The 26041-nt window shown below is 45.8% G+C and carries 21 protein-coding genes; 7 read left to right on the top strand and 14 right to left on the bottom strand.

Features of this window, described 5'->3' with window-relative positions:
- Positions 1-67 precede the first annotated feature (67 nt).
- From D5I41_RS05630 to D5I41_RS05615, 4 genes are all read right to left on the bottom strand, one after another.
- Complete coding sequence (locus D5I41_RS05630) at positions 68-2335, bottom strand: multiheme c-type cytochrome (RefSeq protein WP_119008915.1); 2268 nt, start codon at positions 2333-2335, stop codon at positions 68-70.
- A 109-nt stretch (positions 2336-2444) separates the two neighbouring features.
- Positions 2445-3992, bottom strand: coding sequence for an arylsulfatase (locus D5I41_RS05625; protein ID WP_119008914.1), 1548 nt, complete (start codon positions 3990-3992; stop codon positions 2445-2447).
- 136 nt (positions 3993-4128) lie between these two features.
- Entirely contained in the window at positions 4129-7221 is a 3093-nt protein-coding gene (locus D5I41_RS05620) for an efflux RND transporter permease subunit (RefSeq protein WP_119008913.1), read from the bottom strand.
- Between the two features lie 2 nt (positions 7222-7223).
- Positions 7224-8300 carry an efflux RND transporter periplasmic adaptor subunit gene (locus tag D5I41_RS05615; RefSeq protein WP_119008912.1) on the bottom strand — a complete coding sequence of 359 codons (1077 nt, stop codon included), beginning with the start codon at positions 8298-8300 and terminating at the stop codon, positions 7224-7226.
- A gap of 420 nt (positions 8301-8720) precedes the next feature.
- On the opposite strand from D5I41_RS05615, the gene D5I41_RS05610 reads away from it, so the two are divergent.
- Together D5I41_RS05610 and gloA2 are read left to right on the top strand one after the other, a co-directional pair.
- Positions 8721-10292 carry an arylsulfatase gene (locus D5I41_RS05610; RefSeq protein WP_119008911.1) on the top strand — a complete coding sequence of 524 codons (1572 nt, stop codon included), beginning with the start codon at positions 8721-8723 and terminating at the stop codon, positions 10290-10292.
- A 108-nt stretch (positions 10293-10400) separates the two neighbouring features.
- On the top strand, positions 10401-10784 hold the full coding sequence (gene gloA2, locus D5I41_RS05605) for an SMU1112c/YaeR family gloxylase I-like metalloprotein (RefSeq protein ID WP_119008910.1): 384 nt from the start codon (positions 10401-10403) through the stop codon (positions 10782-10784).
- Here the strand turns inward: gloA2 and D5I41_RS05600 are convergent.
- The 6 genes from D5I41_RS05600 to nrfB all read right to left on the bottom strand — a co-directional run bounded on the left by D5I41_RS05600 (position 10781) and on the right by nrfB (position 15869).
- Positions 10781-11161, bottom strand: a complete 381-nt coding sequence (locus tag D5I41_RS05600) for a hypothetical protein (RefSeq protein WP_119008909.1) — start codon at positions 11159-11161, stop codon at positions 10781-10783. The genes gloA2 and D5I41_RS05600 overlap by 4 nt on opposite strands.
- Positions 11158-11592 (bottom strand): cytochrome c-type biogenesis protein, encoded by a 435-nt coding sequence (locus D5I41_RS05595; protein WP_119008908.1) that lies wholly within the window; start codon positions 11590-11592, stop codon positions 11158-11160. The genes D5I41_RS05600 and D5I41_RS05595 overlap by 4 nt, the downstream gene beginning before the upstream one ends.
- Positions 11589-13568 (bottom strand): heme lyase CcmF/NrfE family subunit, encoded by a 1980-nt coding sequence (locus D5I41_RS05590; protein ID WP_119008907.1) that lies wholly within the window; start codon positions 13566-13568, stop codon positions 11589-11591. The genes D5I41_RS05595 and D5I41_RS05590 overlap by 4 nt, the downstream gene beginning before the upstream one ends.
- A 72-nt stretch (positions 13569-13640) precedes the next feature.
- Positions 13641-14588, bottom strand: a complete 948-nt coding sequence (gene nrfD, locus D5I41_RS05585) for a cytochrome c nitrite reductase subunit NrfD (protein ID WP_119008906.1) — start codon at positions 14586-14588, stop codon at positions 13641-13643.
- Position 14589: 1 nt separating this feature from the next.
- Entirely contained in the window at positions 14590-15276 is a 687-nt protein-coding gene (gene nrfC, locus D5I41_RS05580) for a cytochrome c nitrite reductase Fe-S protein (RefSeq protein WP_119008905.1), read from the bottom strand.
- Between the two features lie 8 nt (positions 15277-15284).
- Entirely contained in the window at positions 15285-15869 is a 585-nt protein-coding gene (gene nrfB / locus D5I41_RS05575; RefSeq protein ID WP_119008904.1) for a cytochrome c nitrite reductase pentaheme subunit, read from the bottom strand.
- A gap of 510 nt (positions 15870-16379) precedes the next feature.
- Between nrfB and nrfA the strand changes: the two genes are divergently transcribed.
- The 5 genes from nrfA (at position 16380) to D5I41_RS05550 (ending at position 21498) form a co-directional block, all read left to right on the top strand.
- The gene (gene nrfA, locus D5I41_RS05570) at positions 16380-17765 is read left to right on the top strand and encodes an ammonia-forming nitrite reductase cytochrome c552 subunit (RefSeq protein WP_371860090.1); all 1386 of its coding nucleotides are present in this window, start codon (positions 16380-16382) and stop codon (positions 17763-17765) included.
- A gap of 90 nt (positions 17766-17855) precedes the next feature.
- Positions 17856-18491 (top strand): TPR domain-containing protein, encoded by a 636-nt coding sequence (locus D5I41_RS05565; RefSeq protein WP_119008902.1) that lies wholly within the window; start codon positions 17856-17858, stop codon positions 18489-18491.
- 187 nt (positions 18492-18678) lie between these two features.
- On the top strand, positions 18679-20040 hold the full coding sequence (locus D5I41_RS05560) for an APC family permease (protein ID WP_119008901.1): 1362 nt from the start codon (positions 18679-18681) through the stop codon (positions 20038-20040).
- 243 nt (positions 20041-20283) lie between these two features.
- Entirely contained in the window at positions 20284-20880 is a 597-nt protein-coding gene (locus D5I41_RS05555) for an acetate uptake transporter (protein ID WP_119008900.1), read from the top strand.
- 225 nt (positions 20881-21105) lie between these two features.
- Positions 21106-21498 carry a 3D domain-containing protein gene (locus D5I41_RS05550; protein WP_162892798.1) on the top strand — a complete coding sequence of 131 codons (393 nt, stop codon included), beginning with the start codon at positions 21106-21108 and terminating at the stop codon, positions 21496-21498.
- 115 nt (positions 21499-21613) lie between these two features.
- Here the strand turns inward: D5I41_RS05550 and D5I41_RS05545 are convergent, their stop codons facing one another.
- From D5I41_RS05545 to D5I41_RS05530, 4 genes are all read right to left on the bottom strand, one after another.
- On the bottom strand, positions 21614-22000 hold the full coding sequence (locus tag D5I41_RS05545; RefSeq protein WP_235868865.1) for a DUF4174 domain-containing protein: 387 nt from the start codon (positions 21998-22000) through the stop codon (positions 21614-21616).
- Positions 22001-22086: 86 nt separating this feature from the next.
- Complete coding sequence (locus D5I41_RS05540; protein ID WP_119008898.1) at positions 22087-22305, bottom strand: hypothetical protein; 219 nt, start codon at positions 22303-22305, stop codon at positions 22087-22089.
- Positions 22306-22336: 31 nt separating this feature from the next.
- Positions 22337-23530, bottom strand: coding sequence for a DEAD/DEAH box helicase (locus D5I41_RS05535; protein WP_119008897.1), 1194 nt, complete (start codon positions 23528-23530; stop codon positions 22337-22339).
- 214 nt (positions 23531-23744) lie between these two features.
- The gene (locus D5I41_RS05530) at positions 23745-26027 is read right to left on the bottom strand and encodes a hypothetical protein (RefSeq protein WP_119008896.1); all 2283 of its coding nucleotides are present in this window, start codon (positions 26025-26027) and stop codon (positions 23745-23747) included.
- Positions 26028-26041: the final 14 nt, after the last annotated feature.

Genomic DNA, 26041 nt, shown 5'->3' with positions numbered 1-26041 from the left:
TCCTCAAACATCGAATATCTCTATTCTACGCAAGATAAACATAACTAATGGTTATACAGGTTCGTCGTTATAGCTTAGCTCGCAATCCTTTAACCACCTCTGGCGGGGCGTATTTCTCAAGCTCAATGATGCACTGACGCGCTTGGAACTCGATACTTGGGTCTTTACTGTATTTCACCAACATCTCGCATCGAGCGTAGAGCTGCTGAGGGTTGCCGCTGATTCTAAAGGATTTATCCAACGCTTTAGAGGCCTGCGGCACGCTTGTCGATTCCAACGACAAGCCATACAGATACCAATACTGCGCATTGTCAGGCTCAACCTCTGTTGCTTGTTGCAAATATTGAGTGGCTTGATTATTTTTGCCTTGGCGCAGTAGTGACAGAGCGGCGCTGTATCGTAACGCACCAGATTTTGGCTGCGCCTTAATGCCCTGCTTAAGAGTCGAGAATACTTGTGGCTCTTTTCCTTGTACACGATAAAGGTCGGCAAGATTCACGTAGCTATTGGCAAAATAGGGCTCAACCGCTTTGGCTCCCTCATATTCCTTAATCGCCTGTGCATAATTACCTTGCGCTCGATAGACGTTTCCTAAGTTAGTACGCCCAAAGCCTCTGTCGGAGTTAAATTCTTGTATCTCCACGTACTCTTGCAATGGCTTAGCTAGGGCTTGTTTTTGCTGCTCGTTTAACTCAGCCCAGTAAACCACCAGCGCGCTTGCCGCTTCTGTACGCACACCTAGTACTTTGTCCTCCAATAATGGCGCGAGTATTTGCCAGCGATCCCTTAATTCAAAGCTTGCAGAGCCTTGCACCGCAGAAACTCGAATCAACTCACTGTCATGCTTCACTGCCCGTGCAAGCGCCACTGTGATGTTCTTTCCTTGATAAGGGGCTAAACGACTGGTGGCAGAGGCTCGAACAATGTCCCTTTGTGTATTATCTTGCGCCGTATAAGCCAGTGCATCTTCAGCCCCTTGATAGCCAATTTCCGCCGCATAAAATGCCACGGCGAAGTGTTGCTGATTTTGATGTTTTGAATTGGGGAACCATTTTGCTAATGACTCAGATGCCCATTCATTGGTTTGGTCTTCATGGCAAGAGGTGCACACATTAGGCGTGCCTAAATGGGTGCTGAGATCTGGCCTTGGGATCTGCCAGCTATGATCTCGTCGTGGATCAACCTGCATGTAAGTCGTCTCAGGCATGTGACAAGTGGTACATTTTGAGGCTTCAGAGTCTTTATCGTGGAAGGTATGGTTTTCCGGTGAAAAGTTCGTCGGCAAATGACACTGGCTACACACCGCCTCCTCGACAATTTCCAGCTTAGCGGTGTGAGGGTTATGACAATTGGTACAGCTCACACCTTTCTCCGCCATCTTTGATTGAAGAAACGAGCCATAGACATAATCCTCATCAAAGATTTGCCCATCCGCATGATAGAGCTCTGGCGTAATAAGGCTCAATCGATAGCGATCAAGTAAGTGGCCCTGCACATGGTCTTTATCTTCAGTCAGTTGAGTGCGACGGCTGTGGCATTGGGCACACATGGTCATTTGGTCGGTAGGGTGAATGCTCTTAGGTTGCAGGGCTGGCATGTTTTCTTCAAACACCCACTCTTTCACGGCTTTTGAAAGGTCGCGGTCAAACCCCAGATGAACAACTTGACTGGTTCTATCACCATTTGCCCAGGTCATATGCGCTTGGCCTTTTCCATGGCAAGCCTCACATCCCACGTTGATCTCAGACCAAGTGGTGGCGTAGATGTCTTTTTCACGGTCGTAGTTCTTTTCTAGATTGGTTGAGTGACAATCGGCACACATGAAGTTCCAATTTTGCCCTGAGTTAGTCCAATAAAACTCATCGGTTGGTGTTAGGTCTGGATAGAGGTGAAACCAGCGCTGACCCCCTTCTTCTTTTGAGCGAGAATCCCAAGCAAATGGGATTAACTGAACACGACCATCCTCAAACTCAACCATATATTGCTGAAGAGGATCGTAGCCGAAGGTATATTTGATCTGATAATCACGATATTGACCGTCATCACCCTGAATATTGACCCAATATTGTTCGCCCTTTTTGAAGAAACGATTTTCGACCCCTGCAAACTCAAACCTAGCATCATTGAAGTCACCCAATACACTCGCTTCATCTGCGTGTTTCATTGCCATTTCGTGGTCGGAGCCCAGCCACTGTTGGTACTCTTGCTGATGACAATCAAGGCAAGCCTTGCTTCCCACAAACCCTGCGTCTTCAGCCTGCGCAACTGATAGAGCGAACCCAATTCCCATCGTTGCGATGAACAAAAATAGCTTCCTGCCAAATCGTTTCAACATACTACCCTTATAGCGAACGTACTTTTAATTTTTCTACTAACAACAATAGCTTAAAAAGAAAGACCAGAGCCAAATAATTGGCCCTGGTCTTAGGTTTCTACCCCTTGTTTTATTTATTCTGCGGGGTTTGCAGTTTTTCCATTACCTGATCCAAGCTAAAGCTTGCCGCTTTTTGTCTTGGAGGGAATTCCTCAAAGGTTGCCAAGTACTTGCCAACGTAGGTCTGTGCCGGCACTAACATAAAGGCGCGGTCTAGCATCCAATCGTAGTAGGTATTGGAGGTTCTGTCGGCAACCTCGTAGGGGTCCATTCTTAGGTTGAATATCTTTGGAACGCGAAGTGGCGTGAACGGTTCAGCCCAGATGTTCAAGGTTCCTGTAGAGCGTTGCTCTAGGAACACCACCTTCCACTTGTTGTAACGAAGAGCGGCGAGATCACCGTCATCAGTAAAGTAGAAGATTTCTTCTCGGCGACCCTGCTCTTCTTCACCCGTTAGGTGTGGTAAGAAGTTATAGCCATCAAGATGAACCTTGTACTTAGTATTACCAACAGAGGTCCCTTTCACCAATTTCTCTTTGATTTCGTCGTCACCAGCAGCGGCGGCAAAGGTGGGTAACCAGTCCATGTGATGCATGATCTCATTAGACACGCTTCCCGCTTCTATCTTACCCGGCCAACGAACCATTGCAGGGACACGATAAGCGCCTTCCCAGTTGGTATTTTTCTCTCCGCGGAACGGCGTTAAGCCCGCATCTGGCCACGTATTCATGTGTGGTCCGTTATCCGTTGAGTAAAACACAATGGTGTTATCTGTGATGCCAAGATCATCGACCGCTTTAAGTAACTCCCCAACATGGTTGTCGTGCTCTACCATACCGTCAGCGTAATTGCTTATGCCAGTGGAACCAGCGAGTTCTGACTTCACATGGGTTCTAAAGTGCATTCGGGTGGCATTCCACCAAACAAAGAAAGGCTTGTCTGCTTTGACTGAGCGCCCCATGAAATCAATGGCCGCCGCTAAGGTTTCATCATCGACCGTTTCCATCCGCTTACGCGTCAGTGGCCCTGTATCTTCAATCTTGCCGTCAGCATAAGATTTGATGACACCACGCGGACCAAACTTCTTACGAAACTCTGGGTCTTTCGGGTAGTCGATATTCTCAGGCTCTTCCTCTGCATTAAGGTGGTATAGGTTGCCAAAGAATTCGTCAAAGCCATGTGAGGTTGGCAAGTGCTCATCTTTGTCCCCAAGGTGGTTCTTACCAAATTGCCCAGTGGCGTAACCCATAGGTTTGAGCACCTCAGCGATGGTGACATCTTCTGCCTGTAAGCCAAGATCTGCCCCAGGTAAACCCACCTTACTCAGGCCAGTACGCAGCACACTTTGTCCAGTAATGAAGGTAGAGCGACCTGCCGTACACGACTGCTCGCCGTAGTAGTCGGTGAACATCATGCCTTCTTTGGCAATTCGGTCTATATTTGGGGTTTTGTAGCCCATCAAACCAAAGGTGTATGCACTGATATTGGACTGCCCAATATCATCACCCCAGATCACCAAGATATTGGGCTTTTCCGCAGCAACAGTGGCGGTGGATACCCCCACTAGTACCGATGCTATGATAGCTAGCCTACATTTAGCACCATTGAAAGACTTCATAGAAACTCCTTGTCGTGTATTCCTAGCTCAATTTCGAAGAGATCGAAACTGAGCTCATAAAGCAACATCAGTTATACGCTTAGCCATTGAGTTATAGACTAAAAATTAACCACATGCGACAAGATGCATCTTTTCTTTAAGTGTGCTCCGCCAATAAGTTATTGACCTGCTTAACACGAGCTTCAGGGGAGTGGCTATGACCTCCAATCCAAAGATAAAGGCTCGGTATGACAAACAAAGTCACCACTGTGGTCAGCAGCATACCGCTGAAGATAACGATACCCACAGAGAAGCGCGTCTCTGAACCCGCCCCTGTAGCAATCAACATAGGTATAGAGCCAAGAAGTGTGGTCATTGCCGTCATCACAATTGGGCGAAGGCGCTGTTCTGAAGCATTAAGAATCGCTTGTTTAACGTCTTGACCGCGGTCTCTTAGCTGATTGGCAAACTCTACGATCAAGATGCCATTTTTTGTCGCCATGCCAATGAGCATAAGCATCCCCAGCTGAGAATAGAGATTAAAGCTGTCTCCAGCTAACAAGATACCAATCAGACCGCCCAACAAGCCTATCGGCACCGTCAACATGACGATCGTAGGGCTCACAAAGCTTTCGAACTGCGCGGCAAGCACCAAGTAAGAGACAAATAATGACAGCGCAAAGATAAGCCACACTTCACGTTGGTTATCATAGTAATCCTTTGACTCTCCCGCGTAATCGTAGGTATACCCAGGCGGTAGTAATGGTGATGCCTGCTGCTCTAGGTAATTCAAAGCGCCACCTAGCGTTACTCCATCCACTAAATTTGCTTTAAGGGTAATGGATTTCTTGCGTTGATAATGAAATAGGCCACGCGCAGAAGCCACATCATTCACAGACACTAAGATATCTAAAGAGATTAACTCTCCCTCTTTCGAGCGAAGATACACCTTACTCAGGTCCGCCGCAGAGTTAAATTGAGCTTCATTTGCCTTAAGGTAGACGTCATACTCTTCACCAGACTCTTCAAAGCGAGTTTCTGTTGCGCCCCCGAGTAACACTTCTAAGGTTGAGGCGATCTCGTTAACACTGACACCCAGGTCTCGAGCGACCTCTCGATTGACCGTCAATAAAATCTCTGGTGTGGTCGGGTTGTAATCAAGCTTAATACCATCCATCTTGCCACTGGATTCCGCTGATTTTTCCAGCTCTTTGGCAATCTCATAGATGACGTCATATTCTTCACCCTGCAGCACAAACTGCACTGGCTCCCCCATTCCGCCACCAAAGCCTGGTTGATAGGGGAACACCTGCACGTCAGTCACATCACGGGTCAGTTCTTTAATATGATTGACCACTTGAGTGGCATTCATCTCTCTATCGTTCCAGTGCTTTAGGCGAATAATAAAGAAACCTTGATGGTCTGCCCATGTGCCAAATGCAGGAGTTGAATAATTAAGCGAGGCCACGGGCCCCTCTTCTGAGGCGAGTGGCATCAAGCGATCATTAATTTGCTCCATGCTCTTAAGCATTCGCTCATAGCTGGTGGCTTCTATGCCGCCAACATAAACGTTCACCGCACCTCTGTCTTCCACTGGCGCAAACGCTCGTTGCTGTTGTTGATAGACAAAGTAAAGCCCCGCAGAGCAGACGATAAGTACAAATAGAGAGAAAGTTTTCCACTTCAGGACCGACTCTAAGCGCTTGCGATAGAGTGCTTGGATACGGCTTACGCCGTTATCGACAGCCAAACAAACGCGGTTGGGCTCTTCGAGTTCTTTACGGAACAATAGCTCGCTTAAAACGGGACCAAGAGTAAGGGCTGCAATGGATGAAAAGCCCACAGCGGCAGACAAAATAACCGCAAATTCTGCGAACATGTTGCCTAGCTTTCCATCTAGAAAGATCAATGGCAGGAAGGTCATGATCAACACCAGTGTGGTGGCAATTACGGCAAAGTTAAGCTCTTTGGTTCCCTTGAACGCTGCCACCATAGCCGGCGCACCGTTTCGTCTATGGCGCACAATGTTTTCCACCACTACGATGGCATCATCCACCACCAAGCCAATGGCCAGAATCAAGGCCATCAGTGTGACTAGATTGATGGAGTAACCGCACAAGTAAGCAACAGAAAATGCCGAGATAAGAGAAACCGGTACGGTTATCGCAGGAACAATCGTGGTCGAGAGTCGTCCCAAAAAGAGATACAGCACTACCGTCACTAGCACAGCAGTAATGGCCAGCGTGATGTAGACCTCTTTTATAGCCTCACGAATAAAAACCGTACTGTCGTAATCAACCTGTAGCTCAACACCCTCAGGCAAAAAGTGCTGCAATGACTTGAGTTCATCCAGAACAGAATCCGATACCGTTAGAGGGTTTGCTTGAGACATAGCCACAATGCCAAGGCCCATACTATCGATGTTATTGGCTTTAAAAGTGGTGGTCTCTTTTTTGGCGCCTATGTAGACATTGGCAATGTCCTTTAAAAGCACAGATTGACCGTCTTTCTCGGCAATTTGTAGCTGCTCAAAATCTTCAGCTTTTTGATACAGACGCTCTAAACGAACCACCACATTCAGTGATTCATTCCTCACATACCCAGCAGGAAGTTGCAGGTTCTCTGCTCGCAATGCTTGCGCCACGTCTGTGGTGGTTAACTGGCGTGCGGCAAGATCTTCTGGGTTGATCTCCACATACAACACGCGTTCAATCACACCAGAGGTATTAATGGAGCTGACACCCGGCACCAAGCTTAGGCGCTCTATTAATATCCGCTGTGCATAGTCACTCAATTCGATGCGATCGTGCTTAGTGCTAGTGAGATTGAGCCACATGAAAGGGTCACCCTCACTGCTGTTCTTGCGCACAATAGGTTCATCAACGTCGTCAGGCAAACTACCACGTGCTCGGCTTACGGCATCGCGCACATCGCTGACCGCTTGAATCATGTCGTAACCGGACTTAAAGGTAATGTTGATGCCAGACCAACCATCCCACGAAGAGGACCAAATATAATCAATACCATCGATGCCGCTAAGTTGGTCCTCGATAGGCTTAGTTATTTGACTCTCAACTATGGATGAAGCACTACCGCCATAGGATGTACCCACAGAGACCACACTAGTTTCCACATCGGGCATTTCTCGAACGGCCAGCATACTTGCGCCAACTAAGCCAAACACAATAAACAGAATGTTTAACACTATCGCCGAGGTTGGGCGATACATTGCAAAATCGGACAGTTTCATGGTTAAACGTCACCACTTGGCAAGTGAGTGTCTACCGTTTCAATGACTTCCACTTCTGCATTTTCACGCAGCTTCACCGTGCCGCGATAAACAATTTCTTCACCAACCTGCAGCCCCTCTAGGACTTGTACTTTCTCACCCGTGCGCTCACCAAGTGTCACTGTTCGCTTTTCCACATGACGTTTTTCTACTTTGCTATCTTGCACCACATACACAAAGCGCTCATGCCCTCGATACACCACTGACTGCAAAGGAACGGTGACTTCGGCCTGGGTCGGCAGCGGTAATTCACCTAGTACAAGACTGCCTGGGGTTAGGTCTGCCTCATCATTGTCGATGCGAAACTGCACTTGGATGTTTTGCGTTTGACTGTTTACTCGGCTATCCAAACTTGTCAGAGTGGCCTTTACAGACTTCGCCCCTTCAATGCTTGAGAGATTAGTGGTTTGTCCGACCTTAAGTTGACGCAAATACTTAGCGGGAAGTGCCACATTCAATCTAAGATGGCTCGAGTCATCAAGCGTGGTTAATACGCTCTCGCTTTCTACATTTTGCCCAATAGTAATATCGACTAGGCCCAAAGTACCCGAGAATGGGGCAGTGACTCGCTTGTCTTGCAGCGTTGCCCTAGCGAGATCTAACTCAGCCTTTTGCATTTCAACATTAGCCAGCGCTGCGTCCACATCTCCTTGCGGAACGGCGCCATTAGGTAAGAGTCGCAGTAAATTACTGTGCTGGCGTTGCAATTCTTTCAAGCTCGCGGCTTCTCGCTGAACCACAGCGCGCTGATGTCGGTCATCAAGCAGAAATAGCAATTGTCCTTTCTTAACTTCCTCTCCCGATTTAACCAAAACCTTTGAGACCTTTCCTTTCTCTTCTGGTTTGATATCGACGGATTGGTGAGCAAATGTATTGCCCAACATATGAACGCTACGCTCAAGGGTATCCTGCCCTGCAAAAGTCGTATCCACGGTGAGAGCGCTCGACACTTTTGGCGCTTCTTTTTCGGTCGTATGAAGGGAAAATGCAGAGAACCCCGCAATGGAGAGAATAACTGCAATCAGTGCGTATTTTTTCATTGTGCTTGGAAAGGCTTAATGGTGTTGAAATGTGGCGCTATTCTACTTGTTGTGTATGAGACTAGATAATATTGATCTCATAATTTGACGTCTATCTCAAAAATTGCGGCGTTAAATATTGCTACAAAATGATACTAATTTAGGCACCTCAGATGATTAGAGCTCTTGAACCCTTCATATACAAAGCACTCATCGTTGAACTCCCATTCCATTGATAAAGAAAATCGATGCTGTATTACCAATGGTTATACAGTCTATAAAGCGACAACGCTCATCTTGAAAATTACATTATGTGCCAACAGCAGTTCAGATAAGTCATCTTTTCGCCTCTTAGTGTTAGTCGCGGGTAACGTTAAAAGCCTAATTCTGCTTCGCTGAACTGTCGCAATCCTTTTCCCTACTAAACGTGATGGAGTCTCAATGACTAATCAATTCAGCAAACTGGCTATTTCAGCAGGAATGTTAGCTGCCTCAGCGTCAGCTGTAGCCGCAGACAAGCCAAATATCCTTGCCATCTTCGGCGATGATGTTGGTCTATGGAATATCGGCGCATACAACCAAGGTATGATGGGCTATGAAACGCCTAACATCGACCGTATTGCTAACGAAGGTGCTCTATTTACCGATCACTACGGTCAGCAATCCTGTACTGCAGGTCGTGCCGCGTTCGTTACGGGTCAAGAACCGTTTCGTACTGGCCTTCTAACCATCGGCATGCCTGGTTCAACTCACGGCATTCCTGATTGGGCGCCAACCATTGCTGATCTATTGAAAGATCAAGGCTACATGACGGCTCAGTTTGGTAAAAACCACCTGGGTGACCAAGACCAACACCTGCCAACAAAACACGGTTTTGATGAGTTCTTCGGTAACCTTTACCACCTTAATGCTGAAGAAGAGCCAGAGACTTACTACTATCCAAAAGACCCTGAGTTTCGCAAGAACTACGGCCCTCGTGGTGTGATCAAGTCTTACGCTGACGGTCGCATTGAAGATACGGGCCCTATGACGCGTAAGCGCATGGAAACTGCTGATGAAGAGTTCCTAGATTCTTCTCTAGCCTTTATGGAAAAAGCCGTTAAAGCGGACAAGCCTTTCTTCATCTGGCACAACACAACACGTATGCACGTTTGGACTCGCCTTCAAGAGAAATACCAAGGCAAATCAGGCATCAGCATCTATGCCGATGGCATGTTAGAACATGATGACCACGTTGGTATTTTGTTAGACAAACTGGATGACCTGGGTATTGCTGACAATACTATCGTTATCTACTCTACCGACAACGGTGCAGAGACAGTATCTTGGCCGGACGGCGGTGCTACTCCATTCCACGGTGAGAAAGGCACAACGTGGGAAGGCGGTATGCGCGTTCCTCAGCTTGTTCGCTGGCCTGGCGTCATTGAACCTGGTTCTCGCTACAACGACATGATGGCGCACCAAGATTGGTTGCCAACTATCATGGCCGCTGCTGGTGTTCCTGATGTGAAGGAGAAGCTTGCTGAGGGTTACACGTCTAACGGTAAAGAGTGGCGTGTACACATCGATGGCTATAACTTCATGCCTTACTTTGAAGGTAAGCAAGAACAAGGGCCTCGTGAGTCACTGCTTTACTTCACTGCAAACGGCGAGCTAAACGCTATTCGCTGGAATGACTGGAAACTGCACTTTGCAACGCTAGAAGGTAACATCACTGACGCCGTGCGCTTTGAGTCTAACTGGCCGAAGATCATCCACCTACGTGCTGACCCATTTGAGAAAGCACCGCACGAATCAGGCATGTACCTACGCTGGATGGCAGACAACATGTGGCTATTCGTACCGGTACAAGATGAGCTTGGTAAGTTCTTTGCAACCCTAGGACAGTACCCTCGTCAAGAAGGTCAAGTTCTGAACCCTGCGGCAATCAGCCAGACTTCATTGGGTGTGAAGGCAAAACTAAATCAAATCGACCAGCTGCAAAAGCAAATGGACGAGATGAGCAAGAAATAATCCACCTATGTTATTCCTCTCTCATTGTTAGAGACTTTGCTCAGCCCTCGCGGCTGAGCTTTTTTATTCGTGTTACCATGGCCTAATAACAACGACTCAGGATTTGCCATGTTAAAGGGTACGCATCATGTCGCCATCATCTGTAGCGACTATCAAACATCAAAGCACTTCTACACTCATATTCTTGGCTTAGACATCATCGCAGAAAACTATCGAGCACATAGAGATTCATACAAGCTTGATCTCGCCTTACCTGATGGAACACAAATAGAACTATTCTCTTTTCCATCTCCACCACAACGCCCAAGCACTCCAGAAGCTCAGGGGCTAAGACATTTAGCATTTAAAGTCGATGACCTTGCTAGCTGTATAAAGCACTTAGAAAGCAATGAGGTAGAGGTAGAAGCAGTGCGCGTTGATGAATTTACCGGAAATCGCTTTACCTTTTTTAAAGACCCTGATGATTTGCCACTAGAGCTTTACGAGGGTTAATAAGGGAGTGTCTCTGGGTCAACGTCGATGAAATGCGGTGCAATAGGTTTTGTAAACTGCACAGCCTTGATATGTGTAGCGCCTTGCATCAAGGCCTTACAAACCCGATGCATGCCGTCCATCACCCGTCCTTCATGACATAAGATAATGGGATAGTTAAGGTCAGTCTGTTGAATCAACTTGGCATGCTCAGCAACATTGCGACAGGTTGGCTTAGCACCGCCAAGATCATACCAAAAGGCCTCATCTAGCTCTTGGATTGCATCAAGAGACACAGTGATGACTGGCATTGCTTGTGCCATCTCAACGAGTTTGATTACGTCCCAGATCAAAAGTTGACCATCTAAAGAGCGTCTGAAGTGGTATTGCTGTCTCAATGTATCCCTCGAATCGAACGCTTAATATGCCCAACACTAAAACCAATCATGAACAACCCTAGTACGATAGGAATCCCCCACAACAAGGCATTCTTCATGCTAAACGAAGGCTGATAGAGTACGTGCTCACCGTATCTCGCCACCATATACTCTTTCACCTCACGATCCGACTTTCCAGCTTTCACCAACTCGAACACTCGAAGTCGAATGTCCTTGGCGACCGCCGAGTTAGATTCAATCAAATTTTGATTTTGACACATGGGGCAGCGCAAGGTTTTAGCCAGATGAATCGCTTGTTTTTGCTGAGCCACAGAATCAAACTCAAACAAATCGACAGGATGAGAGATGCTTTGATAACCCGCCGCATGGACAAGTGAACCGAAGGGGAGGCTTAACGCCAATAAAACCATCAAGCGCCATAGTCTCCTCATGCTTGATACTCCCGCGTAATCGCTCTTCGCTTGCGTGGATTAAATTGTTTCACCCACACACCACGGATAAGTAAACCGATACCAGCAAAAACCACTAACAGGCCACCTATACCAATCCAGCGAATAAAGGCCTTAAACTGAATTCGAACCGCGTAATGCTCGGGATCGATCTTTTCTCCAAGGGTGATATACACATCTCCATTCCAATACGGCGTTAATGAAGGCTCGGTCATATTCATTACGCGAACGGGGTAGTGACGCTTCTCCGGTCTTGCAATCACGCTATTGCCGGATGGCTCAGTAATCTCGATGACGCCCTGTTCAGCGGTATAGCTTGGTGCAACGTAGAGCTTAGTGTGTTGGTAATTGATCTTATAATCACCAAACTGAACCTCGCTATTTGAGCCCAGTTTGGTCGGACCAAACTTAACGGTCAGCTCGTAAGAGTAATAGCTGTTCATGCTGGCTCCAAAGGCCAGTATAGCGACGCCAATATGAGCAACAGAGACCAGGTAAACCTTGTATCTGTATTCCTGTTTGCGCACTCGCAAGCAACGAAGAACATGGGTCACAGTGAGCCATAGTGCCGCCCAAGTGGTAACGAACGCATAGGTGGACCATGTGGCTGCGACCTCACTGTCTTGATGGGCGTAGTAACGAATAAAGGTAAAGGCCAATAAAGCACTCACCGACGCGCTTATGAGCGCCAGTTTCCTTGGAAAAACACCCGACCGCGCCTGCCATTTGAGTAGTGGACTTAACCCCATTGCCACCAGAGCAATAATCGTTAATGGCGCAAACAACAAGTTAAAATAAGGCGCACCAACGGAGATGTTACCTAAGCCGAGCAATTGGTACAGCATGGGATAAAACGTGCCGAGAAGGACAATCGCTGTGGCTAATACAAACAGGTTGATAGCCCACAAGATAAAGGTGTTTTTACTGGAGAATCGTGAGATAGCATTGGACTTGATTGAAGCGGCGCGATGGATAAGCAGAACATAGGCACTCACAAACACTAAGCTAAGAATCCCCAGCAATGTCAGCCCCTTGTTTGGGTCAACAGCAAACGCATGTACCGAAGTTAATACCCCAGAACGAACAATAAAAGTGCCCAGGATACTAAGGCAGAAGGTCACTATTGCCAGCGAGAAGGTCCACACCTTTAGCTGGCCTTGCTTTCGGCTTGCCATGACGGAATGCACTAACGCCGTCGCCGTTAGCCAAGGGAGAAGAGAAGCATTTTCAACTGGGTCCCAGAACCACCAGCCACCCCAACCTAACTCGTAGTAAGCCCACCCCGCACCAACAATGATCCCTGCGCTTAAGAAGACCCATGCCAATAGCGTATGACGGGTTAAGCGCTTAAAGATATCTGCTTCGTCCTTTGCCTCTATCAAGTAGCCACAGGTTAACGCCAGCACAGAGGCAAATCCCACATAACCTACGTACAACAACGGGGGATGAATAATAAGCCCTATGTCTTGTAGCATAGGGTTAAGGTCTCGCCCCTCAAGAGGCATCACCTCATTCATTGCAAAGGGATTCGATACCAGCAGAGTAAACCAGCTAAAAATTGCCACCAACGCCAACATCAGCCAGCTAGCATGAAAATCACTCGCACTATTATTTCGCCTGGAAACTAATACAGCCCAGCCTGAAATTATGGCAACCCAAAACAGCATGGAGCCTTGATGACCGCCCCAAGTGGCAGCGATCTTAAACGGCAACGCTAAGGCACTATTGGAATTATCCGAGACATACAAAAGTGAGAAGTCATCACTGGCAAACGCATAACTCAGCAGCAATAGCGATATCCCAGAAAAAAGGAAGGCAACAGCGGACAAAGAACGAGAGATAGTCGCAGGCACAACAGTTTGCTTGCGCAGCAAAAGGCTATAAAGCCCTAATGTGACGCCACAACTACTGACTACTGCCGTCAGGATCAAACAAAACAACCCTAGATTCGCTAGCATCCCATTCCCTATAAAAATAAACCCAAGTAGCTCGAACGAATCCAAGTTACCTGGGTATTGAGCAGACGAAATCTAAATGACCGTCATCTGTCCTGCATACAATACAAAGGTACGTAGCATTAACACACCAATCAAACTCAAGCTTGTTACTGTAAGAATAAAGCCGTGATTATGCTTAGTAGTAGAAGGGCTAAAGTAGTTCATTGCCAATGGCAACAACATACCGATTCCCACCACACCAAACCAGAACCAGTTCGACCAGAACCCGCCACCGATGGCATTCCAAGCGGCTGCTTCATGTTGTCCACCGGTAAAGATAAGACCAGTGAAAAATGTAACGAGAACAAACAATTCAAACATCACTACTGGACGTTCAAAGCTATGAATCCACGCCACACTTGAGCTATGGGCATCTTCTTTAAACACCAGTATGCCAAACAACAAACACGCCGCCGCGCCTGAAGACAAACTAGAGAACAAGAAAAGGATCGGCAGAACAGGGTTGTTGAGCATCGGATAGGTTTGCAACGCTGACAACAAGAATCCTGTGTAGGCCGCCAGAGCAATGGCTAGGAATCCTAGGAATAACTCTATGCCATTCTCGAAGCTTTTGAACTTGAGAAGCAGGCCATCTACAAACTGAAACTTATCACCTAGTAACTTCATAATGGTGGTTCTAAATATGATGCCAATCCAGACAAACAATACCGCCATGTAGACCTGGAATAGGATCACACCCATCGACATTACCGACGTTGGGTTGTAGTAAATCATGATTTTCCAGAAATCGAGTGGCTTAGTCAGGTGGAATACCAATATCAATAGACCCACAATGATGCCAAAGGGGGCTAACCATGCGATGGCTTTCATGATGCCATTTTCCGATGCGTCGCCGGTGATTACCTTGCGTTTAAGGTATAAGCCAACAATCACCGCACCTGCGGACATCCCTGCGAGGAAAAGATAGATAGCAATGATCCAATCCCACACCAACGAGTCGAAATGAAATGCACTATTCATGTTACACCTCCCCCTTATCAAACGGCACTTTATACAGTTGAGGCTTAGTACCCAAAGTGACCTTGTCACGATAAACTGGCTTGGCCTGAATTGCTTGGTTGATATTGCTGTTAGGATCATTCAGATCGCCGAACACCAATGCGCTGGTTGGGCAACTTTCAACACACGCTGGTTGCTTGCCCTCGGCAAGATTGGTATCGCGACAGAAATTACATTTATCCGCTGATTTGTTTTCTGGATGGAAGAAGCGCACTTGATACGGACATGCTGCTAGGCAATAACCGCAACCCACGCACTTCTCTTTATTAACATCAACGATCCCAGTCTTCTCATCCTTGTAAGCGGCCCCCGTTGGGCACACATACACACAAGGCGGGTTCTCACAATGTTGGCAAGAGTCTCGAGTAAATCGATACTCCACGTCAGGGAATTCGCCTATGGGTTCAGAGCGCTCAATCTCTAAACGGCTGACTCCCTCAGGGACATTATTCACCTCTCGGCATGCCTCAGTACACGCAGTACATCCAATACAGGCATTCTCATCATGTAGCATGCCGTATTTGATCTTCGCCTCTTCTTCGACACTGGCAAACGAGCTTCGGCTCGATATTGCCGCTGTCGTGCCAACACCTGTAGTAAAGATGACCGCGCCTGCGCCAGTTATGAAGTTTCTTCTAGAACAACTCATATCATCTCCTACTCTTCGCGCTTGTGGTTGAAGTCTGAATGACAATCTACACACATACCGACGATAGCCTTATGGTCATAAGACAGCACCTTGGCATCGGTTCCATGAACCGTGTGGCAGTTAGAACAAGTGAGGTTCTTAGCGTGTACATCGTGAGTCCAGCTGGATTCACGTAGGCCTTCGGGCGTATGGCAATCCATACAAGTACTGTTTGCCTTAAGTATCATCTCAGGGGATTGCTGTTGCTTATCTGTCCCTGCTTGAGACTGAGCATCAGTGTATTTGATGACGGTTGTTCCACCGTCGCGGTGATCTGGCCCGATGTTGCTATGACAGTCGGTGCAATTGGCTTCTTTACCGATTGCATCGATGACATTTTGTCCATGAGATCCAGCTAAAGTGTGTTTAGAGTCTTTATGACATTGAGTACATTTGTAATCTTTGTCTCTTATCAACTCTACTTTAAAGCGCTCTGATGTCGCTGAATCACTAGGGACACCATCATTGGCCAAAGCATTAATAGAATAACCAAATAGGCACAGCGCCAATAAAGCTTGGAGCATTGTGGCTATGGTCAATTTAATATTGCCCATCGTATCCTTTCCTTAAATCGAAATAGAACTGATTCCAATTTATTTCGACCACTAATTAACAACTCTCAGTTCAATATTATTTGAGCTAAGTGCAATCAATTCTTATTTAGGATAAGCCACAACGCTTTACACGATAATAATAGTTACTTATGTGCTACATAACGAGTCTATTGACCCGCATTAGTGACACAGATCCATTAAATAAATCACTGAAAATATTATAAGTAGTTGATTTATAACTGATAATTATTCTCATTAATCAATTTTTACATATAAGTTAGTTTTTGTGATCTGTTCCTATAGCATAAATTGACCTAGATCAATTTAGCTATTAATAGCTACTGTGGCCTCTTATTTATCACTTACACTTATTCCGTTGTCTATATAGCTCCACCGTATAGGCTTCACCTCCGATTCTTTTTAGGAAGCTGCCCCACAACGCAATTCATAAAATGAGAATATGGAGATAGCATTGTGAACAAACAGTGGAAACTAGGGTTTTTCGCGCCTATAGCTTTGTTAGGTCTTTTGACCTGCAGTGCTTTTGCGTCTGCCGAGGATGGAGTACGCATTGATCCGCGTAATCAAGCATTCGAAGAAGCACATCCCGATCAATATCATAGCTGGAAAGCCACCAGCGAAAGTGAAGAAATAGACGACGCGCTTGCTGGTGATCCAAACATGGTCATCCTTTGGGCGGGTTATGGCTTTGCCAAAGATTACAACAAAGCACGCGGCCATTTTTATGCGGTTGACGATGTAAGGCAAACCTTGCGTACCGGCGGGCCTACTGATGCAGAGTCAGGACCTATGCCAATGGCGTGTTGGAGCTGCAAGAGCCCTGACGTTGCTCGTGTCATTGATGAGCGCGGTGAAGACGGCTATTTTGAAGGTAAATGGGCTCGCCTTGGTGGCGAAATCGTTAACCCTATTGGTTGTTCTGACTGCCATGATACCGGTAGCGAAAAATTCAAAAATGGTGAACCCGAACTAGCCATTACTCGCCCTTATGTCGATCGCGCCATGCAAGCCATTGGCAAGCCTTTCGAGGAGCAATCTCGTTTAGACCAACAAGCTAGCGTTTGTGCGCAGTGCCACGTTGAGTACTACTTCGTGAAAGACGCTAAAAATGCGGTTAAATTCCCTTGGGATATGGGGACAAGCGTAGGCGAAATGGAACTTTATTACGATGCTCTAGGCTTTGCAGATTGGACCCATGGCGTATCTAAAGCCCCAATGCTAAAAGCTCAGCACCCTGGCTACGAAACGTGGCGTGATGGTATTCATGGCAAGAATAACGTCGTGTGTGCTGACTGTCATATGCCTAAGGTAGAAAGAGAAGATGGTACTGTTTACACAGATCATAAGATTGGTAACCCATTCGACCGTTTCGAAGATACCTGTGCAAGCTGTCACACTCAAAGCAAAGATCAACTTCAAGGCATAGTTTCAACGCGTAAAGCGCAAGTGTTAAACATGAAGTTGACTGCAGAGAAGCAAATTGTTGCAGCTCACTTTGAGGCAAAAGCTGCTTGGGATGCTGGCGCGACAGAGCAAGAGATGGAGCCAATCCTACAAGATATTCGTCATGCTCAATGGCGCTGGGATTACGCTATCGCATCACACGGTGTGCACATGCATGCTCCAGAGATTGCGCTAGAAGTGCTAGGTACCGCGGTAGACAAAGCCGCAGATGCAAGAACGAAGACGATTCGCCTTCTTGCGAAGAAGGGTATTACAGACCCAGTACAAATCCCTGACATATCAACCAAAGAGAAAGCACAAGCGGCTCTTGGCATGGATATGGATGCGATGAATGCTGAGAAAGAACACTTCTTGAAGACGGTTGTACCAAAATGGGAAGAAGAAGCCAAAGCGCGTGAAGCAACCTACTAAACGTTGCTTAAAAACGTAGCGATCCAACCGAGGCTCCGATAAATTCGGAGCCTGCTTGTCACAGCAGTATCAAGGGCCACAGGAGAATCAATGCAAAGCACGGCAGCGATATTATTCAGCTTAGTCTTAATTACAGCGGGCATACTCTATGTGGCGCTGCGCAGACAGCTGTCAAATAATGCTAGCCTAGCTCTTTCAAGTTTGGCGACTGTGGTTGTTTTTACTTTGGCATCGGGTGTTTGGTTTTTACTAAAAGACGAAATACCGCTCCCTCCCCTTGCTATGAAGCCGATGACCATCGAACAAGTCATGGAGGAAAAGCAGCAACATCTTACCGACAACCCTAACGATGCTAAGGCCTGGTTTGAACTTGGCCAATTGTATATGGGCCAATATGAATTTGACTCCGCAACGACCTGCTTTGACTACGCAATAAGGCTTTCTAAAGCCCCTTATGCAGGACAATTTGCCGCCCTTGCTGCTGCCCAGTACTATCAACACTCACAAACCATCACTGCCGATGTTCAGGGGTTACTGGACATTACCCTAGAGATGGATCCATTTAACGAAACAGCACTGCAACTGATGGCCTCAGATCACTTTATGAGCGCACGATATGAGCAAGCTATCGCCCATTGGACAATGGTATTGGACTCTAATCGTTTAGGCGTCGATAGAGCTAAGGTCATTGATAGCATCAATCAGGCTCAGTCTTTTATTCGTTAGATACCTTTAGAACGCTTGCTTTCTCTCCTATCCTTGATGAAATCTATAATTATCTAGAGCAATCCATCGCTATCTTATATGACTATGGTCGCATTTATTTTCAGTTAGTCTAAACTGCACGCCTTGGATTTTTTGCTTGAGTTTTATCGCTCAAGATTTTTGCTAGAAGTTAATTGAGGTAGTAAAAGTGCACGAGAAGTTACAGCCTAAATACGGTTTAGGTACGGCAGTGTCACTCGTTGTTGGTATCGTTGTCGGTATTGGCATTTTCTTTAAAGCAGGCCCTGTTCTGCAAGCCACAGGTGGCAATGGCACCTATGCAGTGATCGCATGGGTTTTAGCGGCGTTACTCACCACTATTGCAGCCATAGTGATCTCAGAGATTGCATCAATGGGCTCTAAAACCGGCGGATTGATGTCGTTCAGTGAAACCGCATGGGGTGAGCGCTTTGGGTTCTTCGTTGGTTGGGTACAAACCGTTCTTTATATACCGCTCATTCTTGCTGTTATCCTTTATTACTCAGCGGTATTTACCTGTGCATTTTTGCAAATTGAACCCACACTGCCTGTATTGGCAGGTCTTTCTGCATTGTATTTCGTAACCTTTGCCGCAGCTAACCTGTTGGCTGAATCTTTGGGCGGACTACTTCAGCGCATCGCAACGCTAATAAAGCTGATCCCACTTTTGGCTATCGCATTGTTTGGTTTCTTCTACCAAGGCGACGCAGTTACAGCATCTGCCGATGCGATCGCTTCAGTAACTCAGGTGAGCTTTGCCGCTGCAATTGCAGGTGCCATGATCCCTGTGTTGTTTGCCTTCGATGGCTGGATCTTTGTGACCACGATTGCACACGAAATCAAGAACCCGCAGCGCAACCTGCCTTTGGCTATGGTTGGCGGTCTAGCGATCATTGGTTTGGTATACGTCATCTTCACCCTTGGGTTGTTATCAGTGGCTGAGGGTGCTGCTTTTGCCAATGGTGAAATGGGTGTTTCTGAAGTGGCTAACCTGCTCTTTGGTGAGAGCCTAGGTAGAACCCTATCTTTCTTCATCGTTATCTCTGCACTAGGCGGCTTTAACGGCTTGATGCTGTTAGGTATGCGTATGCCTTACTCTCTTGCTATGCGCCGCAACTTCATTGGCTCTCAAGCACTGCTATCGGTTTCCACAAGAACCAACCTACCGGTTCGCTCTGGATTGACCATGTTGGTTTTGCTGGCGTTTTACATGCTAGTGGGCTTTGCCCTTGCTGGAACCGGTGTTCATGACGGTATCTTTGATCTGTATGGCGACCTGCCTATTGCGCTTATGTGGATCATCTACGCACTGTTATTTATCGGTGTCTGGCGTTTACGTTCAACTCAGCCAGGTGCACAGCGCCTAATTCGTGTTCCTGCTCTGCCACTGTTTGTCATTCTTGCTATCGCTGGTACAGGCTATGCGCTGTACGGATTCATTCCATCCAATATCACGTCTTTCGTTCTATCTAGTGCGATTGCAGGTCTTGGATTCATCGTATATGCGAAATCATCTCCTAGAACTAACTAAGCTCTAGGTTGCACAGTTGAAGACTTAAGGGGATCAGCACTTGCTGCTCCCCTTTTTACTTTACTAGCCTAAGCCCAAGCGCTTTCAGGACAGAACCACAACATTCTTTCATTAATTGCTTGTCATGCACGACAGAATCCAAAAACAGAATCTTAGTTCTCATTTTCATTCTTTTGTAATTTAGTGGGTCTACATTAAACTCTCCGTCGAATTTTTACGCACATTTTTGAATAAGGTAACTCAATGTCAAACAAACTGGCTAATCCAGCTCCACTAGGACTGATGGGTTTTGGTATGACTACCATCCTACTGAACATCCACAACGCAGGATTCTTCCCAATGGATTCTATGATCCTCGCTATGGGTATCTTCTACGGTGGTTTGAGCCAAGTTATTGTGGGCATCATGTGCTTTAAGCGTGGTGATACTTTCGGTACTACCGCGTTTACATCTTACGGTCTATTCTGGCTAACCCTGGTGGGTATCATTGTAATGCCATATATGGGTCTACCAGCAAGCCCAGCAGGCTTTATGGCTTGGTTCCTTGTGTTATGGGGCATCTTCACAGGCTTCATGTTCATTGGTTCGCTGCGTTACCCACGCGCTAAACAAGTAGTATTCGGTTCACTTACCGTTTTATTCTTCCTACTGGCCGCTCACGACTTCACTGGCAACAGCACTATCGGCTTCATTGCTGGTATCGAAGGTATCTTCTGTGGTGCTTCAGCGATCTACTTCGCAATGGCACAGGTTCTGAACGCAGAGTACGGGCGCACTATCCTGCCTGTTGGCAAGCCAGCTTTCGCAGCAAGCGCACCTCAAGAAACTGTTATTGCGTAAGCAACAAACACCATAAAAAATGCCATCTAGAGTTCTCTCTTAGGTGGCATTTTTGTATCTAATTCATAGCTGATAGAGCAAGGGAACAACAATACAAGCTCTATGACAATGAGTGCATTTTGTTATAGCTGAGACATCACGCAATACGCTACTATGACGCAGTAGCGTTCGACTGGCGCTATCGTTATTCGCAATATGGATTTTTGAATGGTAATGGACGACATTATGAAGAAATTTAACTCTTATATCGCTATCACACTGGCGGTTTTTGCTCTGTCAGCGTGTGACAGTAATGAGCAATCCTTAAAGGTGACAGCTAGCGCGTATACCTCAAGTGTTGGTGAAACTGACTCAACACCAAATTTAGCTGCTTGGGGGGATACTCTAGAGCCAGGCATGAAGTCTATCGCGGTTTCACGTGATCTCATCGAAATGGGGCTCACCCACAATCAAGAAGTCACCATTGAAGGATTAGATGGTACTTATTTGGTGCTCGACAAGATGAATAAGCGTTGGACAAAGAAGATTGATATCTACATGGGTAACGATGTTGAAAAAGCGCGAGAGTGGGGTAAAAAAGAGGTCATTATTCACTGGACAGTGGATGAAGAAAAGTAATCAAGGCTGTTTATGACCGCCTAGAGCAGCTTAAAAAATCGCAACAGCGTAAGCAAAAAACACCATAAAAAATGCCACCTAGAATTGTCTCTTAGGTGGCATTTTTGTCTCTGATTCAAAGTAATTTGCTATTCATTTCAGCTTGTCGCATGGGCATAGAATCTATGGTGGAAAATATAGAGGGTAAGCTTAGGCGCTCTTCTCGCATTTTTGTTCCGCCGTCTTTACCAATCAGCACCACAGGTTTGTCTGAGAGTCGCTGTCTGACATCTTGTTGCAATGGCTCAGGAACAGAACCGGCCAAGTTAGAAACAACTTGGGAAGGCGATACGAGAAACCAGACTAGGTGCCTGTCTGCAATCTCTGCCGAGGCATTGGTTAGCGTTTGTTGGTAATCGTGACGATCTTGTATCAACAAGATGCGATATTGCCACTTCATCTCTGAAAGGTGCAGGAAAGATGCGTCACTCTTACTCGATGCTAAAACACTCATTGTTGTCATAGATAAAACCCAAATCAAAATCCTCATCATGCCTCTCCAACCAGCGTTCGCTAATACCTACGACGCTCGCTAGCCTCATGATCAAATTAAGGCTCAATCTCCCCAATGGAATATAGAACTAGATACTCTGGGTTCATTCCTTCGCCCAAGCTTTGAATGTCTTCGCCATCACTTTTTAGCTCAGCAATAATCGCTAATGCATCTTGCTGTTCAACATCAATAACGGTTTTCATCTCAGATGCGGAGATACCATAACGCGTCGCTATTAATAGGTCTTTAACCTTCTGTTTGTTTGCACTTGTCATCGTATCTCCTTTCTCATTCGATCAAAGAAACCTAATCGTTAGGCTCTCTTTTATGTTTTGGTACGTAGTTTAAGATCGAGATCGGCACTTCCTTGCTTGGAATAAAGCCCTCGATTTCACGTCTTTCAATCAAATGACCAAGACGACTTTCAATCATGCAAAGGTTCTTAAAGTTATCTCTAGATACAAAGGAGATAGCTTCGCCGTTCTTGTCCGCACGGCCGGTACGTCCAATTCGATGCACATACTCATCCGCAGGATAAGGTAGGTCGTAGTTAATCACTCGCGGAAGCCCGTCAATATCGATACCACGTGCACCAATTCCGGTGGCAATCATGTACTGGATCTTACCCGCCTTGAAGTCCTCAAGTAGTTGAGCACGAACCTTTTGGTTACGACCACTATGGAAGGGTTCTGCGGCAATACCACGCTTCTCAAGTTGAGCCGCTAGCTTAGCTGCTCCGTGTTTAGTTTCAATAAAGATAAGCGCTTGGTCCCATTGATTCTCATTGATCATATGCGCCAATAAAGAAGATTTCTTATCTTTATCTACCGTCACAAGCCATTGTTCAATATTCGACTTCGAAGCACTATGCTTAGCAATAGAGATCTCTACCGCGTCGTTAATTGCACTCTTTGCAAGGTCGCGAACAGGGTTAGACAAGGTTGCTGAGAATAATAAATTTTGAATATCTTGTGGCAGACGAGCAATGATCTTGTTGATGTCTTCAATAAAGCCCATGTCCAACATACGGTCAGCTTCATCAAGCACCAGCACTTCAACCTCTTCAAAGTACACCGCTTTTTGACCATAAAGGTCAATCAAGCGCCCCGGCGTTGAAACCAGCACATCCACACCGTCAATTAGGCCTTGCTTCTGCGGTTGATATTCTACCCCGCCATACATGGCCATTGAGGTGAGCTTGGTCTCTTCAGCATACTGCTTAATCTTTTCATCCACCTGAATCGCTAATTCACGCGTTGGCACCACTATCAGGGCGCGAATACGCTTCTTGCGCTGAGTTTCACCTTTGCTTAGCATCTCCAAGATTGGCAATACAAAGCTCGCCGTCTTGCCCGTACCAGTCTGCGCTGCCGCAATCAGGTTCTTCCCTTCTAGGACGATCGGAATCGCTTTTTCTTGAATGGGTGTAGGCTTATCGTAACCAACTTTATTGATGGCATTGAGGATAGGTGTGCTTAAACCAAGCTTGGTAAATGGCATAGATTACTCATTAGAAACAGGTGGATAGCAATAGCATAGGCTATAGCAAGAAAACGGGCCGAATGTTACCACGCAAAGACGGATAAATCCTTGTTAGTCTTATCCAAATTACAACTCATGCTTGATGAGGCAATGAAAATCCCCTAGCCTTTTCTATGAATACAAAAAAGCGCCAATAGAATGGCGCTTTGAGGAATTAGCTAGTTACTGTTACCTAGTTAGCCCTTTGGAAAGTTACAGTTGCGGTTGCGAGAGGGTCTGCATCCAGTATATTTGAACCATGTGCCCATTGTTTCAATGTAGCAACAAAGTTTCCTGTGGTATCAATTGCATCAATCTGGAGTGTGTAAGTTTCGTTAACCCAAGAACCGCCCGTACCATCATCACAACGGATCGAAATATATATGTCTCCACCCTTTTCAAACTGCAGAAGGTTCTGTATCCCACCATGAACAGCTTCACCACATGTACTAAATGGATGGTTGTTCATATCATAGTCTTGTGCATACCCTTTAAATGAAAAGCTCTCGCCCGATTTAAAAATAAAGTCTGCAACTTGTTGTAGCTCGACATGCTCACTCTCCACACTCACATTCCAGATAACAGACTCTCTAAAGATATCGGAAGTAAAAGCAAGGCGATTAACATTCCCTGGATAGCCATCAATCTTCATATCAGCAAAGATCGCATCTCCATATTGTGCATAGTTATCTAGTAAGAAGTGTTTAACCACAGGCTCTAGATCAAGGTTATCTTTGTCATAGATCTTGATTTTTGCATCAAGAACTTGCGATTCTTCATCCCACTCAATGTTTGTTTCAGACCAGATCTCTGGCTTGCCACTTGCATCAACATAATAAAGTTCTTGATCTCCACCTTCAAATCGCAGTGTTGTACTAACATAGGTTTCTGAACCATCAAGATGTTGAGTGTATCGTTCTTGTAAGAAAACGTTTGATGTACTCTTCCAGCTAAACGGGTTTACTTGGTTGTAAATCTGAATTCCGCGTAACCCAAGATCATTCGTCGGACTCAACATATTGTCCCAATACGGAGTAGAGTGATCCGAGAAACTCTCTCCATTTTCATCCACACCTTCAATCTTGATCTCATTAAATGGTTCTGGATGTGCTATGTCAGGATCATGGTAATGCAGGGCATTCCAATCGTGTTTGGTTGTGTATGAATTGGATTCGTCATCCATCCACTCTTGAGTTCTTTCTTCGTAGTAATCCTGATTATCATTTTGCACATCAACAGGCGTACCAATAGGAGCTTGCCATTCCGTCATATTATCGGTGGTTTGAAGTCCTTTTTTTATCTCTGCGGTGTTTACATCTCTATACTCAACGAAGTCCACACAAGTATCTAATACATCGCCAGTTCCGATCTTATCTAGCTCTTCAACAATAGGGCAGTTCTCCACCCATTCTCTATCGCCTCGATCTTGAGCACCTTCGTCTGCTGGATTTCCTTCGTTGTAAGTTTCATAACCACTGTATTGCTCATATCCAGATTCATTGATTTGATACTGATACTCTGCGCCTTTTTCACCTTTGAATAGAAACAGACCATCTTGGTCATAGTCAAACTCCCAAAAGGCGTGAACTTGTACTGTATTTCCTGAAATCCAAGTTCGCTCTTCACTCCAATTTTGCAATGGGAGGCCTAATCCATCTTGATATTCTTCAACATACCATTGAATACCTTCTTTACGGTCTTCTTCCTGACCCTGAGAATTAATTCTGGTTGCGTAGACAAGATGCTCGACACGATGAGTGAATTCATGGTTGTGATGGCTATGCTGCCAAAAGTTACTGACAATTACCTCGATAGTATCCCAATCAGCGTAAGGAGAGTCTGGATTGTCATTTATATCATTCAGGATTTCTTGCTTGATCTCATTGGCTTTTTCCATATCTTGCTTAGCTATGGTCGCTCGATCAGAAACATCTTGATCACTTGCTAGCAGATAGTCTTCAAACAAATTATCTGCACTATCTAAGTTTTGTTTACCAACAACTGTGTTAGACGATTTTTTATAAGAAGCTTCATTAATAAGGTTCGTAGTATCTAAAGCAATTTCATTAACTACTTGCGTAGTGAATGGAGATACAACAACCTCTTGCTCTTCAAATCCAATCATCAGTGATTGGTATTTGATTGAGTCTGTATTTGCTTGAGCAGTGTAATTGTTTGAGCCGTTCGCGTTAGATATTTTGGCGGTGATTTTTGCTTCTGAAAGACGTTCTTTCTCTTCGGTATTAACTTCAAACTCAAATCGGCCATTCTCATCAGTCATAGCGGAGTATGATGAATCACAAGTATTATCCAATCCTTCAAAATCGATACAAACCTCTGCATTAGCCTGATATATATCGTCTAGTACAACCCCTGAGATCGTAAAAGTCTCTGGTGCAGAATCGGAATCGGAGTCAGAGCACCCCATCAACAATGATGAGACGGCTATAGCAAGAATAGAGTAGTTGTTTTTCATTAATCACCTGAAGA

Origin of the sequence: Vibrio superstes, from assembly GCF_003569005.1 — a bacterium.
Lineage (GTDB): Bacteria > Pseudomonadota > Gammaproteobacteria > Enterobacterales > Vibrionaceae > Vibrio > Vibrio superstes.
This window is presented reverse-complemented; position numbering and strand designations above follow the sequence as displayed.